Annotated in this window: 9 protein-coding genes and 1 pseudogene; 4 read left to right on the top strand and 6 right to left on the bottom strand. The window is 72.4% G+C overall.

Features of this window, described 5'->3' with window-relative positions:
* Nucleotides 1-86 precede the first annotated feature (86 nt).
* On the top strand, nt 87-791 hold the full coding sequence (locus AB0910_RS08810; RefSeq protein ID WP_366743824.1) for a copper homeostasis protein CutC: 705 nt from the start codon (nt 87-89) through the stop codon (nt 789-791).
* Nucleotides 792-887: 96 nt separating this feature from the next.
* Here the strand turns inward: AB0910_RS08810 and AB0910_RS08815 are convergent, their stop codons facing one another.
* Entirely contained in the window at nt 888-2996 is a 2109-nt protein-coding gene (locus AB0910_RS08815; RefSeq protein ID WP_366743825.1) for a UvrD-helicase domain-containing protein, read from the bottom strand.
* Between the two features lie 398 nt (nt 2997-3394).
* Here AB0910_RS08815 and AB0910_RS08820 point away from each other — a divergent pair, with 398 nt between their 5' ends.
* Nucleotides 3395-3622 (top strand): hypothetical protein, encoded by a 228-nt coding sequence (locus AB0910_RS08820; RefSeq protein WP_366743826.1) that lies wholly within the window; start codon nt 3395-3397, stop codon nt 3620-3622.
* 288 nt (nt 3623-3910) lie between these two features.
* On the opposite strand, the gene AB0910_RS08825 is transcribed toward AB0910_RS08820, so the two are convergent.
* From AB0910_RS08825 to AB0910_RS08835, 3 genes are read right to left on the bottom strand one after another with little or no spacing between them, the layout of a single operon-like run.
* Entirely contained in the window at nt 3911-5557 is a 1647-nt protein-coding gene (locus AB0910_RS08825; RefSeq protein ID WP_366743827.1) for a DNA repair helicase XPB, read from the bottom strand.
* Nucleotides 5558-5614: 57 nt separating this feature from the next.
* Nucleotides 5615-8017, bottom strand: coding sequence for a tetratricopeptide repeat protein (locus tag AB0910_RS08830; protein WP_366743828.1), 2403 nt, complete (start codon nt 8015-8017; stop codon nt 5615-5617).
* Entirely contained in the window at nt 8014-9648 is a 1635-nt protein-coding gene (locus AB0910_RS08835; protein ID WP_366743829.1) for a hypothetical protein, read from the bottom strand. The genes AB0910_RS08830 and AB0910_RS08835 overlap by 4 nt, the downstream gene beginning before the upstream one ends.
* Before the next feature lie 214 nt (nt 9649-9862).
* On the opposite strand from AB0910_RS08835, the pseudogene AB0910_RS08840 reads away from it, so the two are divergent.
* Nucleotides 9863-10321: pseudogene (locus AB0910_RS08840) on the top strand (VanZ family protein); the annotation flags it as partial.
* A 627-nt stretch (nt 10322-10948) separates the two neighbouring features.
* Here the strand turns inward: AB0910_RS08840 and AB0910_RS08845 are convergent.
* On the bottom strand, nt 10949-13666 hold the full coding sequence (locus tag AB0910_RS08845; protein ID WP_366743889.1) for a helicase C-terminal domain-containing protein: 2718 nt from the start codon (nt 13664-13666) through the stop codon (nt 10949-10951).
* Nucleotides 13667-13978: 312 nt separating this feature from the next.
* Nucleotides 13979-14860 carry a 2-dehydropantoate 2-reductase N-terminal domain-containing protein gene (locus AB0910_RS08850; protein ID WP_366743830.1) on the bottom strand — a complete coding sequence of 294 codons (882 nt, stop codon included), beginning with the start codon at nt 14858-14860 and terminating at the stop codon, nt 13979-13981.
* 143 nt (nt 14861-15003) lie between these two features.
* Between AB0910_RS08850 and AB0910_RS08855 the strand changes: the two genes are divergently transcribed.
* Nucleotides 15004-15633 carry a TetR/AcrR family transcriptional regulator gene (locus AB0910_RS08855; protein WP_366743831.1) on the top strand — a complete coding sequence of 210 codons (630 nt, stop codon included), beginning with the start codon at nt 15004-15006 and terminating at the stop codon, nt 15631-15633.
* The last annotated feature ends 165 nt before the right edge of the window (nt 15634-15798 follow it).

Below are 15798 nucleotides of genomic sequence, written 5' to 3' on the forward strand. Positions count from 1 at the left end.
GGTGATGCGCGCGGAAACGGGGGACCCGTAAGGTAGGAGGGGAATTGGACTAGACCTGTTGAAGCGACCTGCGGGAACGGATGGGCATGAGCGAGCGCGCACTGCTGGAGGTGATCGCCCTCGACGCCGAGGACGCGGTCGCCGCGCGTGACGGCGGGGCGGACCGCCTTGAGGTCGTCACGGACATGGCGGCGGACGGCCTGAGCCCGTCGCGGGAGACGGTCGGCCGCATGAGGGAGGCCGTCGACATCCCTCTGCGCGTCATGCTCCGGCTCACGGACGGCTTCTCCGCCGGCACGCCCGCCGACGTGGACCGGCTGGTGGCGGTGGCGGCCGGGCTGCGGGCCGAGGGCGCGGAGGAGTTCGTGTTCGGCTTCCTCGACGCGGCGGGCAGGCCCGACCTCGTGACGGTGGAGCGGCTGATCGCGGAGCTGGACGGCTGCCGGTGGACGTTCCACCGGGCCGTCGACCGCGCGGCGGACCGCGGGGCGCTGCGCAGGCGGCTCGGCGACATGCCGGGCCTCGACACCTACCTCACGGCGGGCTCGGCGGCCGGTGTCGACGAGGGCCTGCCGACGCTCCTCGCCGAGGCGGCGGCCACCGCCGGGGACGAGCCGGGGTACGAGCAGCGCCTGCTGGTCGGCGGCGGGCTGCGCCTCGACCACCTGCCGGGGCTGCGCGCCGCGGGGATCACCGCCTTCCACATCGGCGGAGCGGCCCGCCCCGAGGGCTGGCAGGCCCCGGTCGCCCCGGCCGCCGTCGCCCGCTGGCGCGCCACCCTCGACGCATAGCGCCTCCGGACGCGCCCGCCGCGACCACGCGCCTGCCCCACGGGTCCGCGGCAGCACCCCGCACCCCGCACGCCGGAGCGGGCGGGGCTCTGCCGGTCAGGCGGCGAGGGCGGTGGGGAGTGGCGTGGCGTGGAGGACCGTGAGGCCGGAGACCGCTCGGGTGAGGGCGACGTAGAGGCGGCGCAGGCCGGTGCGCTCGTCGGGTTCGCCCGCGACGACGGCGGCGGGTTCGTCCAGTACCACGTAGTCGTATTCGAGGCCCTTGGCCAGGGAGGCGGGGACGAGGGTCAGGCGGGCCTCCGCCGTGGTCTCCTCGCCGGGCGAGAGATACGGCATGCCCGCAGCGTCGAGCGCGGCCGCCAGCGCGGGGACGCGGGCGTCCGCCGCGATCAGGCCCGTCGAGCCCTCCTGCTTCAGGGCCTCGCGGCAGGCGTCGAGCACCGCGGCGGCCGCGGCGCCGCTGTCGCTGTCGGTGGCGGGGTTCGCCGCGACCTCCCGCACGGACAGCGCGCCCGGCGACTCGCGTACCGAGCGGACCTCGACAAGACCGGGCGCGATCGCCGGCAGCAGCCGCGACGCGTAGGCGATCACCTCGCGCGGCACGCGGAAGCCCGCCGTCAGCTCCTCCACCACCGCGTCCGGCTTGCCGAGGTGGCGCAGGGCCTCGGTCCAGTCGGCCGTGGCCCAGGGCGTGGTGCCCTGCGCCAGGTCGCCGAGCACGGTCGCCGACCCGGTCGAGCAGCGGCGGCCCACCGCGCGGTACTGCATCGGCGACAGGTCCTGTGCCTCGTCCAGCACGACATGCCCCAGCGAGTGGGTGCGCGCGACCAGGTCGTTCGCCTCGTCGATCAGCACCGCGTCGGCCGCCGACCACGGCGCGGACTTCACGCTGCGCGCCGGCTTCGGCCACAGCACGGCGCGCTGCTCCTCCTCCGTCAGCACCCCCTCCGCGTGCTCGGCGAGGAACTCCGCGTCGGACAGCAGCCGCAGCACCAGCCTGGCCGGGTCGACCTGCGGCCACACGGCCTTGACGGCCGCCTTCACCGCGCTGCTGCGCGCCACCGCGTCCTGCACCCGGTCGTCTGGCGCCTCGCCCGCCTGCTCCATCCGCACGAGGACCGCGTGCGCGATCCGCTGGGGCAGCGCCTCGCGGGCGGCGCCGTAGCGGATGTCGCGGCCGAGGAGTTCGCGGACGATCTCCTCCACCTCGTAGGCGGGCACGCGCCAGCGGCGTGAGCCGCGCACCACCATCAGCGGCTCCGTGGGCATCGAGACGTGCGCGCGCAGGGCGCGCCGCAGCACCTCCGCCATCCGCGCGTCGCCCTTGACGAGGGCCGTGGGTGCGGGGTCGGTGCCCCGCACCTGTACCGCGTCCGACGTCACCAGCGACTCGACGGTCGCCTGCTTGACCTCCAACTCGCCGAGGGCGGGCAGGACCTGCTCGATGTAGTGCAGGAAGGACGCGTTCGGGCCGACCACGAGAGTGCCCGTGCGGGCCAGCCGCTCGCGGTGTGCGTACAGCAGGTACGCGACCCGGTGCAGGCCGACGGCCGTCTTGCCGGTGCCGGGGCCGCCCTGCACGCAGACCGTGCCGCCGAGCCCCGACCTGACGATCTCGTCCTGCTCGGGCTGGATCGTCGCGACGATGTCGCGCATGGGGCCGACGCGCGGCCGTTCGATCTCCGCCTGGAGCAGCGCGCTGGTCTGCTCGGACTCGGCCGGGTCCAAGAGGTGCTCGTCCTCGTACGCGGTGAGGTCGCCGCTCGTGTAGCCGAAGCGCCGCCGCAGCCGCACGTCGAGCGGGTTCTTCTTGGACGCGCGGTAGAAGGGCTGGGAGACCGGGGCGCGCCAGTCGATCACCATCGGGTCGCCCTGCGCGTCGTGCACATGGCGGCGCCCGATGTAGAACGACTCGCCCTCCGCGCCCTCGGCCTCCTCCGCGCCGACCGTGTGCAGGTAGTCGAGGCGGCCGAAGAACAGCGGGGTGTGCGCCAGATCGGCGAGCGCGGTGATGCGCTCCTTGATCTGGGCGTCGAGGACGGCGGCGTTCACCCAGTTCGCGGTGACGTCGCGGATGTCCAGGGACTCCACCTCCTCGCGCATGGCCCGCAGCGCGGAGCGTGAGGCGGCGAGTTGGGCGCGCTCGCGCGCGAGCGGGTCGGTCGGGTCGAGCGGGTCGGTCGGGTCAGGGGCGTGCGAGGGCACGGGACGGCCTCCGGTGACAGGTACACGGCGTGCGGGTACGCGGCTGCGGCTGAGAGCGGTGCGTGCGGGCGCCCCGGGGGTCCGGGCACCGGTCCTTGCCGGTGCGGCGGTCCTCGTACGGCGCGGATCACACCACGGCGGCCACCCGGTTTCCGTCCGGGCGGCGGCACTCCACGAAGGAGGCGGGGGAGACGCGAGATTCTAGCCCTCGCGCGGCCATCGGGCGAACCCTTTTACCTCTGACCGGACTCGCCCCGCGTCCGCCCCGTAGGGGATGCGCCGCTCCGGCATGGGCCTCGTGGCGGACGCCGGGTGCGCCCAGGGGACGGCGGGTCGGGGACGGAGATTCAGCCCACGGACCGATGTGCCGAGAATGTCCGGAATCCATGATGGGACACATGAGCACCCACACCCTCACCCCCGTCCACGGCGCGACCGCCACCGGCGTCGGCGCCTTCCCCCACCAGAGCCACCGCGTCGGCGGCGCGCTGCGCGCGGTCCGGGTCTTCGTGTCCGCCGCGTTCAACGTGGCCGTGCTCGGCGAGTACGCCGAGGAGGCCGGGGTGCGCCCCCACCGCGCCGTGCCAGGACCCCGCACGGCGGGCGCGCCACCGCGCGGCGACTGAGACCGCGCGACGACCGAGACCGCGCGACGACCGGGCAGCCGGGAGCGCCCACGGTCACCGCCTCGGACGACCCCGTCGCCGGCCATGCGACCGGCCGTCACCGGCTCGGACGACCCCGTCGTCGGCCACGCGGCCGCCCGTCACCGGCTCGGACGACCCCGTCGCCGGCCATGCGACCGGCCGTCACCGGCTCGGACGACCCCGTCGCCGGCCACGCGGCCGCCCGTCACCGGCCCGGCGACCGCCCGTTGCCGACCAGGGCCACCGAGGCGGCGGCAGCCGCGGCCCTCACACCTCGTCGGCGAGCAGCTCGTCCGCGTCCACGATCCGGTAGGCGTACCCCTGCTCGGCGAGGAACCGCTGCCGGTGCGCCGCGAAGTCCTGGTCGATGGTGTCGCGCGCCACGACCGAGTAGAAGCGCGCCTCGTGCCCGTCCGCCTTCGGGCGCAGCACCCGGCCGAGCCGCTGCGCCTCCTCCTGGCGCGACCCGAACGTGCCCGACACCTGGATCGCCACCGTCGCCTCCGGCAGGTCCACCGAGAAGTTGGCGACCTTCGAGACGACCAGCACGGACAGCTCGCCCTGCCGGAACGCCTCGAACAGCTTCTCCCGCTGCGCGTTGCTCGTCTCGCCCTTGATCACCGGCGCGCCCAGGTGCTCGCCCAGCTCGTCGAGCTGGTCGATGTACTGGCCGATCACCAGCGTCTGCTCGCCCTTGTGCCGGCGCACCAGCGCCTCCGTCACCCGCTGCTTGGTGTCGGTCGTGGCGCAGAACCGGTACTTCTCCTCGGTCTCCGCCGTCGCGTACGCCAGCCGCTCGCTGTCGGTGAGGTTGACCCGTACCTCCACGCAGTCGGCGGGCGCGATGTAGCCCTGCGCCTCGATCTCCTTCCACGGCGCGTCGAAGCGCTTCGGGCCGATCAGCGAGAACACGTCCGACTCGCGGCCGTCCTCCCGTACCAGCGTCGCGGTGAGCCCGAGCCGCCGCCGCGCCTGGAGGTCGGCGGTGAACTTGAAGACCGGCGCGGGCAGCAGGTGCACCTCGTCGTAGACGATCAGGCCCCAGTCCCGCGAGTCGAACAGCTCCAGGTGCGGGTAGACGCCCTTCCTGCGGGTCGTCAGGACCTGGTACGTGGCGATCGTGACCGGCCTGATCTCCTTCTTCGTGCCGCTGTACTCGCCGATCTCCTCCTCGGTGAGCGAGGTGCGCCGCACCAGCTCGTGCTTCCACTGCCGGGCGGAGACGGTGTTGGTGACGAGGATCAGCGTCGTCGCCTTCGCCTCGGCCATCGCGCCCGCGCCGACCAGCGTCTTGCCCGCGCCGCACGGCAGGACGACCACGCCGGAGCCGCCGTGCCAGAAGTTCTCCACGGCCTGCTTCTGGTACGGGCGCAGCGACCAGCCGTCCTCGGCCAGGTCGATGCGGTGCGCCTCGCCGTCGACGTACCCCGCGAGGTCCTCTGCGGGCCAGCCGAGCTTCAGCAGCGTCTGCTTGATCTGCCCGCGCTCGGAGGGGTGCACGGCGACGGTGTCCTCGTCGATGCGGGCGCCGACCAGCGGCTGCACCTTCTTCGAGCGGAGGATCTCTTCGAGCACCGGCCGGTCGGTCGAGGTCAGCACGAGCCCGTGCGTGGGGTGCTTGCTGAGGGTGAGCCGCCCGTAGCGCGCCATGGTCTCGGCCACGTCCACCAGCAGCGCGTGCGGCACCGGGTAGCGCGAGAACCCCACCAGCGCGTCGACGACCTGCTCGGCGTCGTGCCCCGCGGCCCGCGCGTTCCACAGCCCGAGCGGCGTGAGCCGGTAGGTGTGGATGTGCTCGGGCGCCCGCTCCAGCTCGGCGAACGGGGCGATGGCACGGCGGCACGCGTCCGTCTGCTCGTGGTCGATCTCCAGCAGCAACGTCTTGTCGCTCTGGACGATGAGGGGTCCGTTCACGTACCTGCGTCCTTTCCGTGCCGGCCAAATATCCAGTGTGCCTCTTGCCCGTGAGATTCAGGGCAGTTCCGGTACGGAGTACGCGGCCACCCCTACCCGTTGCCGTACCCGGTCCGCTACGTCGAGTGACTCGGCGGCACGTTCGGTGTCGCCGACCTGGTGGTAGAGCGCTGCGGCGAGTTCCAGGTTCGTCAGGGACTCGCTGTGGCGGCCGAGCTGAAGCTGAGCGAACGCGAGGTTCCCAAGCTCAATGGCCAGACGATGGTCGTCCTTGCCTTCGATGAAGATCTCCAGGGCCAGCGTGTGCAGCCGTTCTGCCCTGCTCCATTCGCCCTGGTCTTGGTAGGCGATCGCCATGTTGCCGAGGACCATCGCCTCGCCTCGCCGTTCACGACGTGACCGGAAGATGCTCAGGGCTTCCCGGAGGGCTTCGAGGGCTTCCACGTGCTCTCCGACCATCGTCAGTGTGTGGCCGAAGTTGGTCAGCTCGATTGCCCGATTGAGGGGGAGGACGCCTCCGGTCATGTCGAGTGCACGTCTGTGCAGTTCTACGGCCTGCTCCACCATCCCGAGGTGGCGTTTGACCTTGGCCAGGCTGCCAAGAGCCTGAGACCGGCTGTGGTGATCGCCGATCTTGCGGAAAATCTTTGCGGCCTTTCGCAGTTCTCGGCAAGCTTCCTCCAATCGATTCAATTCGATGAGAGTCTCGCCCGCATTGCTCAGGGTGCAGGCCAGGCCATGTCGATCGGCGGCCCGCTTGAACAGGCGAGCCGACTCGACATGATTATTGAGAGCTTCATCGAATTTTCGTTGGTCGTGCAGTGAAAGTCCAAGGTTGTTGAGTGCTTGTGCGAGGCGTTTTGACTTGTTCATCCGTCGGGTGATCTTGACTGCCTGACGATGGGCCCTGACGGATTTGCGAAGTTTCTTCATGTCGCGCAGGGTCAGGCCGAGTTGGCTCAGAAAGGCGGCCTCGTGCAATCGATCCTTCATTCTTCTGCTTGAAATGATCCCTTTGGAGATGACCTGCTGGGCGTCTTCGAGGTAGCGCATCTCGGTCAGGAACCGTGACACTGTTTGGGCGAGTGCGATGCACGTGAAATCATCCTGGGCTTCGTGCGCCCACGTGACGGAAATGATGAGGGATACTCGCTCCGCCTCCAGCCACTTGATCGCTTCGGCTGTGTTGTTAAATGGGGAGTCCTCTGCAGGCTCAGGGTCGGTGGGCTCGAAAAGTGACGAGCATGCCAGTGTGGTCATCTTGTGGAAGTAGGTGAGGAGGCGCAGGAAACCCTCCACCCAGGAAGGGTCATCCTCCTCCGAGATCAACTTTCTCGCATAGAGGCGCAGAAGGCTGTGCTGTTGCCAGCGGCCGTACGGTTCTCGTGGCTCCACCAAATGCTTCCGTGTCAGTTTCAACAAAAGGAGCTCGGTCTCTTTCTCTTCCTTCCCGCACAATTGAGCGGCGGCCTGGGTGGAGAAGTCCGCCCCGGGGTGGAGCGACATGAACCGGAACACTTCGGCCTGATCCGGGCTGAGATGCCGGTAGGACAGTTCAAAGGCGGCAGTTACGGCGCGTTCCTCGCGAGCCAGTAGGGACAGCCTGGCATGCGTGACTTCGAGATCTTCCGTGAGGCTTGCCAGGGGGCGTGTCGGCGCATCGATGAGTAGGGACGCAAGAATGCGCAGGGCCAAGGGGAGCCCGCCGCACAGGGTTACGAGCCGGTCGGCCGCCTCTGCTTGGTCCGTGACTCGCGAGTCGTCGAGCAGGGAGCTGCGAAGGGCTCTGTCCAATAGTCCCCGACCCTCCGCTGTGGGGAGCTCCCGCAGAGTGACCGTCAGGGCGTCGAGTTCGGACACCAGGTGTCGTGACGACATGAGGGTTACGGTTTTCCCGTCCCCGGGAAGGAGGTGGAAGCTCTTCTCGGTCGGCGGCACGTCGTCCAGCACAACGAGCACGCGCCGGCCTGCGTCGGCCAGCGTGCTGAGCACAGAGCGGTAGAGGCGGGCTCGGTCGTCGAGGCGTGGGGGAACGTACTTCGAGGGGATGCCGAGGGCCCTGAGGAGGGTGCCCAGCGCTCGTTTGGGGGTGACTTTCCTCTTCGTTTCGTAGCCGTGCAGGTCGATGAAGAGGACTCCGCCGGGGAACCAGCCCTCCTCTCGCACCGCCCGATGCGATGCCTGGAGGAGCAGCTCGGTCTTTCCGGCCCCCGGCAGCCCCGTCACGACCACGGCGTCCCGGGACTGCTCGGTTGCGTCCGCGGTCGCGCAGGGAGGGGCCAGAACGGACAAGACCTCTTCCAGTGCGTCCTGCCGGCCGGCGAAGGTCGCGGACTTCCGGGGCAGCCCTGCAAGCGCGGGGTCAGGGCGGTCAGGAAGCGTCAGGGTGATGTTCTTGCCCTGGATGACGGCACTGAAGAAGATGCCCCCGCTGACGTGGTTGACGACCTCTGGGCTCATTGCGCAATCCGGTGGCGCTCGACTGCCCTCGTGAAGGCGAGAACTTCGGCCACGGTGAACATGTTTCTGTTCATTTCTGTGACCATGTAGCCGACCTCGCGAGAGGCATGCAGGAAGGCTGGATCGATTCCGATTTCTGCGGCATTTTCTGCCATTTCCAGCATCATGTCATCGAAGTACTCTTCGCTGAGCCGAGTAGGTTCATCCACGTCAGGATCGAAGAACAATGGATCGCCCGGGACTGGTTCGCGGCCGAACTTGTCCTTGAACGCCCGCAGTTGGGCTTGATGGGCGTCCCGCACCAACTGCCCCTCGGGGGTTTCCGTCAAAATCCGCACCACGGAACTGCCGTCTGCGTTCCAGATGCGCTCGACGGGGTTTCCGGAAGAGCGGTGAGGGAGCGAGCGCCCACCAGTCTTCTTCCGTAGCCGCTCGACTACCGCCTCGTGCACGGCCTGGCTGCGTTCCTCCCATCCCCTGCCCGGCGTACCTTCTGCATACTCCGCCTCCGTGATGTTGTCGGAGTCGGAGGTCTCTGCATCGTAATTAGCCGTGCTCAGATGCATCCGCATCTGCATACCGGCGTAGTCCAACATGTTCGACCTGATCACGCTGTCTCGTGTCCTCACCTTCGAAAAGCCCAGTTCGAAGGCGAGGCGGGGGAGAGCGAGGCCAGGGGAGCTGGTCCACAACAGAGCGTCGGAGGGGATCGGCTGGGTGAAAGCCGGAACGGCGAACAAGTGTTTCAGGGTGTCGGTGACAGAGAGGCCCAGTCCGGGAGCGGTGATGAGGATGTCGAGCACTGGCAGGAGCGACGAGGTTTCATCCAGGGAGAGTGCCCATGCCCAGGCGTGATCGCCCATGTTCTCCAGGAGTTCGCCAGGCTTTGTCATAAGGGGCCCGTACAGGGCCGGCAGGAGAAGTGCGGATTCCTGCTCCACCGGCAGGTCGTCATTCCAGAAGCGGCGCAGTCCTTCGCGGAGCACGGCCTCGGCGGTTTCCGGGATCTGTTGTTGTCCCTGCGCCCAGAAGCGTTTGACCTTCTTTGCCGCGTTTTTCGGCTGTTCGGGAAGGTTCATGCCAGGAGAAGGGCCGAAGACCGCACGACAACCCTGGAGGGCCGTGTCGGGCAGCAAGCGACGAGGTAGGCGACGTCGGTCGAGTCCGGCAGCTTCCAGTCGACCGGCGAGCGCCAGCAGGAACTTTCCGTCGTCCACTGGGAGGCCCAGGTCTTCGCTCGCCGACACACTTTCGCGGACGAAACGCTCGATGTCCTTTCCGTGTGTCGTGTCTCTCAACAGACGCAGCCATGCGTCCCGTGAGTTCGCGAACTCGTGTTCGTCGCTGAACCGCTCAGGCCAGGCCGTGCCCAGAAACAGGGCGTCCAGAGGGTCGATCTCCTGGTACCAGTGGGGCTCGTTCTCTTCCACCTGCGCCTCTGCCAGCGCCAGGTACCCGAACGAGTAGGCGCCGGCCAGACTGAGCCTTCTGGGTTCATTGGTGCGGAGCAGTCGTTGCAAGGCTGCGTTACCAAGTGCCTGCGGATCGTCCTCGTGAGCGCTGTCCATCGGTTTGGCTTTGCTCGTGCCCTGCGCTCGCCGTTCCTGCTTCTTCTTCGATGCCTTGCCCATACCGTCCTCCTCACCGTGAAGGATGCCGTACGGCTCCGACTTCCGTACGGGAAGATGGTGAGTTCGTGGGGGACGTGGAGGGACGCGGGGGGAAGTGGATGGGCCACAGACGGCCGCCTGCGTGCGGCATGTGCCGGGCGGGCGGGGGCATCCGCTCCGCATGAACGCGGAGACGGAGCAGGACGGGGCCCGCACGGGCGGCGACGAGGTTGTGATGAGGCGGAGTTGGGGCCGTACGGCCTTACGGCTGCTGATCCTCGTGGTGGCGTTCGCCGCGATGGTGGCGTTCTCCGTGCTGCTCGCCGAGCTCACGCTCACCCCGTCGCCCGCGTCCGCGGGCATCGCCGGGTCGAACCTGCGGCCCGGGCACTCGCTGCGGCAGTACCTCGACGACTACTCGTTCCTCGGGGCGTGCAAGCAGGTCGGGGGGAACCTGCTGATCGGGGCGCCGTTCGGGGTGATCCTGCCGGTGCTGGTGCCGCGCAGGCGCCGCATGGTGCGGGTGGTGCTGCTGACCGCCGTGGTGATGACGCTGGTGGAGCTGGCGCAGGGCGCCATGGTCGAGGGCCGCGCCTTCGACGTGGACGACGTGATCATGAACACGGCGGGTGCGATCATCGCCTACGTGCTGATCGGCCGGTTCATCGGCCGCCGCTACCACTCGCTCGCCGAGCCGCGGCCGGTGCGGGTGCGCAGGGGCGGCGCGTTGCGCCGCTTCCGCGGCGTGGACGGCGGCGGTACGGAGGGGGCGGCCGTGGACGCGACGCCTCCGACGCCCGCGAAGTACCGCGAGCTGAAGCGCGCCAAGGAGCCGGAGAAGCCGAAGGAGACCGCGGGGCGGCGGACCGTGCGGACCCTCAAGCGGGTCAAGGAGCCCAGGACTCTGGAGGAGCCCGTCGAGCCGAAGCCCGCCCGCTCGGGCCCGGCGCGCGGCCCCGCCAAGGGCGCGGGCTCGGCCAAGGGCGCGGGCTCCGGCAAGGCTTCGGGCCCCGCCAAGGGCGCGGGCTCGGCCAAGGGCTCCGCGGCCCGGAGCGCGAAGGGGGCGAAGGCTGCGGGTTCTGGCAAGGCCGGCTCGGCCTCGGGCAAGCCGGGGAAGCCGGGACAGCCGGCGACGGGGAAGGCAGGGAAGGCCGCGTCGCGCGGCGGCCTCGCCGGGCTGCTGCGGCGGCAGTAGGCGCGTGGCGCGCAGGGAGGGGCCCCGGTGGGTGCACCGGGGCCCCTCGCACGTCGCGGCGCCCGGCCGCGGGTGGTCGTGCCGCAGTTCCACGTCAACGCGTGGGGCGTGCCGCGCGCTGTCGCGTCAGGCCGGGTCGTCGGCGAGTTCGGCGACGCCGGTGATCCGGTGCAGGGGGTACGTGCGGACCTCGTCCGCGGTGTGGTCGTACGCGGTGACGAAGCCGCCCTCGACCCGCACCGGGGCGATCACCCGCTGGCTCGCCGCACCCTCCGCGTTGACGTAGCCGATCCACAGCGACGAGCCGGTCAGGACCGCCGCCTGCACGGTGGCGAGGGTCTCGGCCGCCGTGGTGCGCGGCGGTTCGCCGCCCGCCGCCGCGGGGGCGGCGCCCGCGGCCCCCGCGCCCTGCGTCGGCGGCTTGCGCTCGACGGTGGCCGCGCGGTCGCCCGCGCGCAGGGCGCGGACCGCGGCGCCGAGCAGCGCGGGCTCGGGCCGCGGCGGCCCGTCGGGCACCGGTACGGGCGCGGAGCGCGCAGGGGTGCGGTGCGCGTGGGCCCGCGACACCAGCACGTCGCCCTCCGCCGACTCGGCCGCGGGCGCGAACCCCATGGCGCGCAGCCCTTCGAGGAGCGCGGCAGGGTCGGCCTGGGTGGCGAGGACGGTGGGCGCGAGGCGGCGCAGCCGCAGGTTGGCCGAGCGCCGGTCGGCGAGGATCTCGCCGAGCACGGCCTCGTCGTCGGAGCGCACGTAGGCGGACGCGGCGCCGACCCGCAAGTGGCCGTGCTTGCGGGCGACGTCGTCGATCAGGTACGTCAGCGGCTGCGGCACGGGCGTACGGCTGTGGTCCCTGAGGAAGGCGTGCAGGTCGGAAGCGGACTGCCCGGCGTCGAGCGCGCGCCGTACGGAACCGGGCGTGAAGCGGTAGACCGTCGCGCCGCCCTTGGACTCGATGTCCGCCGCGACCGAGAGCAGCTCGGCGAGCGGCCGCAGCAGCGGGCCGGGCGCGACGGCGGTCAGGTCGGCCTGGAGCAGCACGTGGTCGAGTGGCTCGGGCAGCAGCGGCGCGAGCGCCCGCGCGGCGCGCCCGGCCCGCGCGCCCGGGGTGTCGGCGGCGGCCTCGGCGCTCAGCCACGCCGCCGCCCGGCCGGGCCCTTGCGGCTGCGGGACGCCCGCGGCACCCGCCGAGACCGCCCCGGCCCCGGCCACCGAGGCCGCAGCTCCGGCATCCCACGCCCCCGCGTCCTGCGCCGCCGTGTCGACGGCCGCGTCCCGCGTGCCCGCGCCTGGCGCCCCCGAATCCGGGTCCGTGTCCGGTGTGCCGCCCTGGGGCACCACGGCGGGGGGCACGTTTCGCGGTGGGGGCTCGGGGGCCGGGTCTCGTGGGAGGTCGGCGGGGGGTGTCGTGGGGAGGAGGGCGCGGCCCATCGCGGAGAGGGCGCCTCTGCCGGTGACGCCGAGCAGTTCGGCCTCGTCGAGCACCCAGCCGGCGAGGCGGGAGCGCAGGTCCTCGGTGCGCCCTGTGACACCGGCGCCGCGCAGCGGGCGCTCCCAGTTCAGCCGGGTGAGCAGAGACTCGCGCGTCGGCGCCGTGCCCTCGGGCGGGGACGCGAGCAGTGCGAGGACGCGCAGCCTGACCTCGGGGGCCGCGCCCCGGTCCAGGTCGGGGCCGAGGGCGGAGAGCGTACGGCCCCTGCTGTCCTGGCCGCCGACCAGGCCGGGCGCGCGGGTGGCGGCGAGCCACGCGGTGGCGAGGGCCGCCCAGCGCTCGGGCGCGGGCAGCTCCTGCCAGTCGTCGTAGGCGGGCGTCGGCGCGTACCGCTCGTCGGCCTCGCCGTCCGGGGCGATCAGACCGGCCCCGTACGCCAGTTCAAGCCAGAACGCGGCGAGCGGCTCGGTCGTGTCGAGGGCGGCGGCCGTCCGCTTCAGGTCGCGCACGGAGAGCCCGCCTGCGCGCAGGACGCCGGGGCCGCCCTCGTTCCACTCCTTGCCCAGCTCCTCGACCGTGCCGACCGCGGTGAACGCCTGCGCGGCCGCCGCGCTGTCCATGACCTGCGGGCTGTAGGCGCCGCGCGGTTCGAGCGCGGGCGGCACCGGCTCGGGCCGCCGGTGCGCCCGGCCGCCGCGCAGGTGCAGCGCGACCTCGCGCGGCAGCACCACTGTGCGGGGCGAAGCGGGCAGCAGCAGGCCGCGGTCGCGCAGCCACTGCACGGGCGGCGTCGGGTTCGCCGTGACCTCCCCGTACGGCGGCCCCCACACCAGCCGGTCGAGGACGCCGAGCGCCTCGCCCGGCGCGGTGTCGAGGAGCGCCGCCATCCTGTGGCGGTCCGTGAACAGGTCCGTCAGCGCGGCCACCGCGGAGACCGCGTCGTGCGTGGTGGGAAGGCCCGCGGCGGCGACGATCTCCTGGACGCGGCCCGGCGACATGCCGGTGATCGCCTCGGCGACGGTCGGACCGAGGCCCGTGGGGGAGGGGTGCGCGGGGGAGGGCGCGAGGAGTTCGCGGGCCGTGCGCACCAGGCGCAGGCGCTCGTCGTCGCCCCAGACGAGGGCCTGGTCGCGCAGGGTCTCCAGGGCCCTGGGCAGCGCGGCCTCGACGGCCTCGTCGCCGTCGTCGCCCGCGAGGAGGCCGCGCAGGGCCCGGAGCGTGGCGGGCTCTGGGGCGACGGCGAGGGCCTCGGCCGCCTGGAGGGTGAAGCGGTCGAGCCGTTCGAGCGCGCGGACCACGGAGGCGCGGGTGCCGGCACGCCCCGCCAGCTCGGAGAGGTCCTTCGGCACGGGGGAGAGCAGGTCGGGGCGTGCGCGCAGCAGCGCGCCGAGCGAGGCGTCGCCGCGGGCGCGCAGCGCCTCGGCGAGGGTGCGGGGGGCGGCGGCAGCGCGGCCGTCGCCGCCGGTGCTGCCGCGTCCGCCGCGTGGCGCGCCGCTCGTCGCCTCGGGTCCTTCCGACACCTGTGCCTCCTCGGTACGGCCCGTCCTGCCCATCCGACCCAAGGTAGCCCGTGACGGCGGCGCCGCGGGCCCGCCGCACGCCCCGCCGTGCGTCGGCCCGGCCCGGGAGGCGTGCGGCGGCGGCCCGCGGTGCGCCGGTCCTGCCCCCGCGTGCGCGCGGCGGCGGCCCGCGGTCCGGCCGCGGCGGCGGCGCGTGACCGCGGCGCATCAGCGGACGCGGGCCGGCGCCCCCGCCCGCAGTTGCTCCGCGAGCAGGTCGAGCTCGGCCGCCGTCGCGGGCGAGAGGTCGCTCAGTCCGCTGTGCACGGCCGTCGGGCTCCGCAGGAAGCGCCGCAGCACGGGCACGAGCAGCCCCTCGGGCAGGGCCCGCAGCGCGGCGAACCCGCGGGGGACCGGCGGCGCCGGCAGGGCGGCAAGCTGCTGCCGCATGCGGCGGACCATGCCGCGGACCGCTTCCGGGTCGTCGGCGAGCGCCGCGGGGCCGCCTGCGGCGAGCGCCGCCTGCCCGAGCGGCACCGAGAAGGCGGCGTGCGTCGCGAGCCAGGACTCCATCCGCGGCTCGGCCCTGGTGCGGATCCCGGCAGCCCGGAACGTCCGCACGATCCGGTCGAGCCGCGGGGTGGCGCGGCCGCCGGGCTCGCCGACCGGCATCGCGATGCCCCGGCCCGGACCGCCGGCCGCGCGGTGGCGCACCACGTCGCCGTCCATCGTGCCGCCGGACAGGGCGGGGAAGCCGAGCAGCACCCGCTCGCGGCCGAGCACCGCACCGAGCGGCCCCGGGCCCGCCGCCCAGTTGTGCAGGAACAGCACGTCGCTCGTGAGACCGGCGAGCGGTTCGAGCACCGCGGCGACCTGGTGGGTGCGGACGAGGACGGCGACCAGGTCGTACCCGCCGTCCGGGCGCTCGACCACCGGCACCGGTACGCGTCTGACGGCCGGGCCGTTCTCCTCGGCGAGGAGCACCCCGTGCCGCCGCAGGGCGGCCAGACGCTTGCCCCTTGCGAGGAGCGAGACGTCGAGCCCGGCCTCGTACAGGCGGGCGGAGAGCAGGCTGCCGAGGACCCCGGCGCCGTACACGAGCAGCTTCATGGCGACCCCTGCTGTTGTCGTTCCGCTGATGTCGTCAGTCACCGACGTCACTGACGGCAGCGACGTCGGCGACGTCACCGACGTCACCGACGGGATTCATTCATACGTTCGTTTGATTCAAACGAACGTTACAGTACGCATCCATGGCGCCCACCGACACTCGCACCCAGCTCCTCGACGCGGCCGAGCACCTCTTCGCCGAGCGCGGCTACCGCGGCACCTCGATCCGCGCAGTCACCGAGCGCGCCGGGGCGAACCTGGCGGCGGTGGGCTACCACTTCGGCTCGAAGGCCGAGCTGCTCGCCGCGGTCGCCCGCCGCGTGACGGAGCCCATCACCGCGGCGCAGCGCGCCGGGCTCGACGCCCTGCTCGCCAGGACGCCGGAGCCGCCGGTCGCCGACCTGGTCGAGGCGTTCGCGGGGCCGCTGTTCGACGGGATGCCGGCAGGCGACGAGGGCGGCGCCCGGAGGTCCCGGCTGATCGTGACGATCCTCGGCGACCCGGCGGAGGAGGCGCGCAGTTGGACGGGCCCTGCCGAGGGCGCGGTCGGCGAGCGCTATCTGGCGGCGTTCCGGCGCGCGCTGCCCGATCTCACGCCGGAGGAGCTGTGGTTCCGGATGCGGGGGATCCTCGCCGTGACGGCCGTGGACCGCGTGGACGTCCACAACCGCCCCTCCCCCGGCTGCCGGGTCCCCGCGGCGGGCGAGGCGGCCAGGCGCTACGCCGTCACGTTCCTCGCGGCCGCGATGAGCGCGCCGCCCAGCGGCACCTGACGGCGCGAAGGCCGCGCGTACGGGGGACGTACAAACCCGGCGCACGGACCGGCCCGTGGACCGGCGTACGTACGGAACCGGCGCACGGACCGGCGTACGGCCGCGCCGGGCGCCGCCCGCCCCGCGGCGGCACTGGACGTGCGCTGAGTACTCCGACACCATCGC

The sequence above is a fragment of the Streptomyces sp. NPDC047002 genome (assembly GCF_040704505.1).
GTDB lineage: Bacteria > Actinomycetota > Actinomycetes > Streptomycetales > Streptomycetaceae > Streptomyces.

Excerpts from the sequence above, each read along its gene's own strand:
- AB0910_RS08810 (WP_366743824.1), top strand. The coding sequence starts at position 87 with ATGAGCGAGCGCGCACTGCTGGAGGTGATCGCCCTCGACGCCGAGGAC.
- AB0910_RS08820 (WP_366743826.1), top strand. The coding sequence starts at position 3,395 with ATGAGCACCCACACCCTCACCCCCGTCCACGGCGCGACCGCCACCGGC.
- AB0910_RS08830 (WP_366743828.1), bottom strand. The coding sequence starts at position 8,017 with ATGAGCCCAGAGGTCGTCAACCACGTCAGCGGGGGCATCTTCTTCAGT.
- AB0910_RS08835 (WP_366743829.1), bottom strand. The coding sequence starts at position 9,648 with ATGGGCAAGGCATCGAAGAAGAAGCAGGAACGGCGAGCGCAGGGCACG.
- AB0910_RS08850 (WP_366743830.1), bottom strand. The coding sequence starts at position 14,860 with ATGAAGCTGCTCGTGTACGGCGCCGGGGTCCTCGGCAGCCTGCTCTCC.
- AB0910_RS08855 (WP_366743831.1), top strand. The coding sequence starts at position 15,004 with ATGGCGCCCACCGACACTCGCACCCAGCTCCTCGACGCGGCCGAGCAC.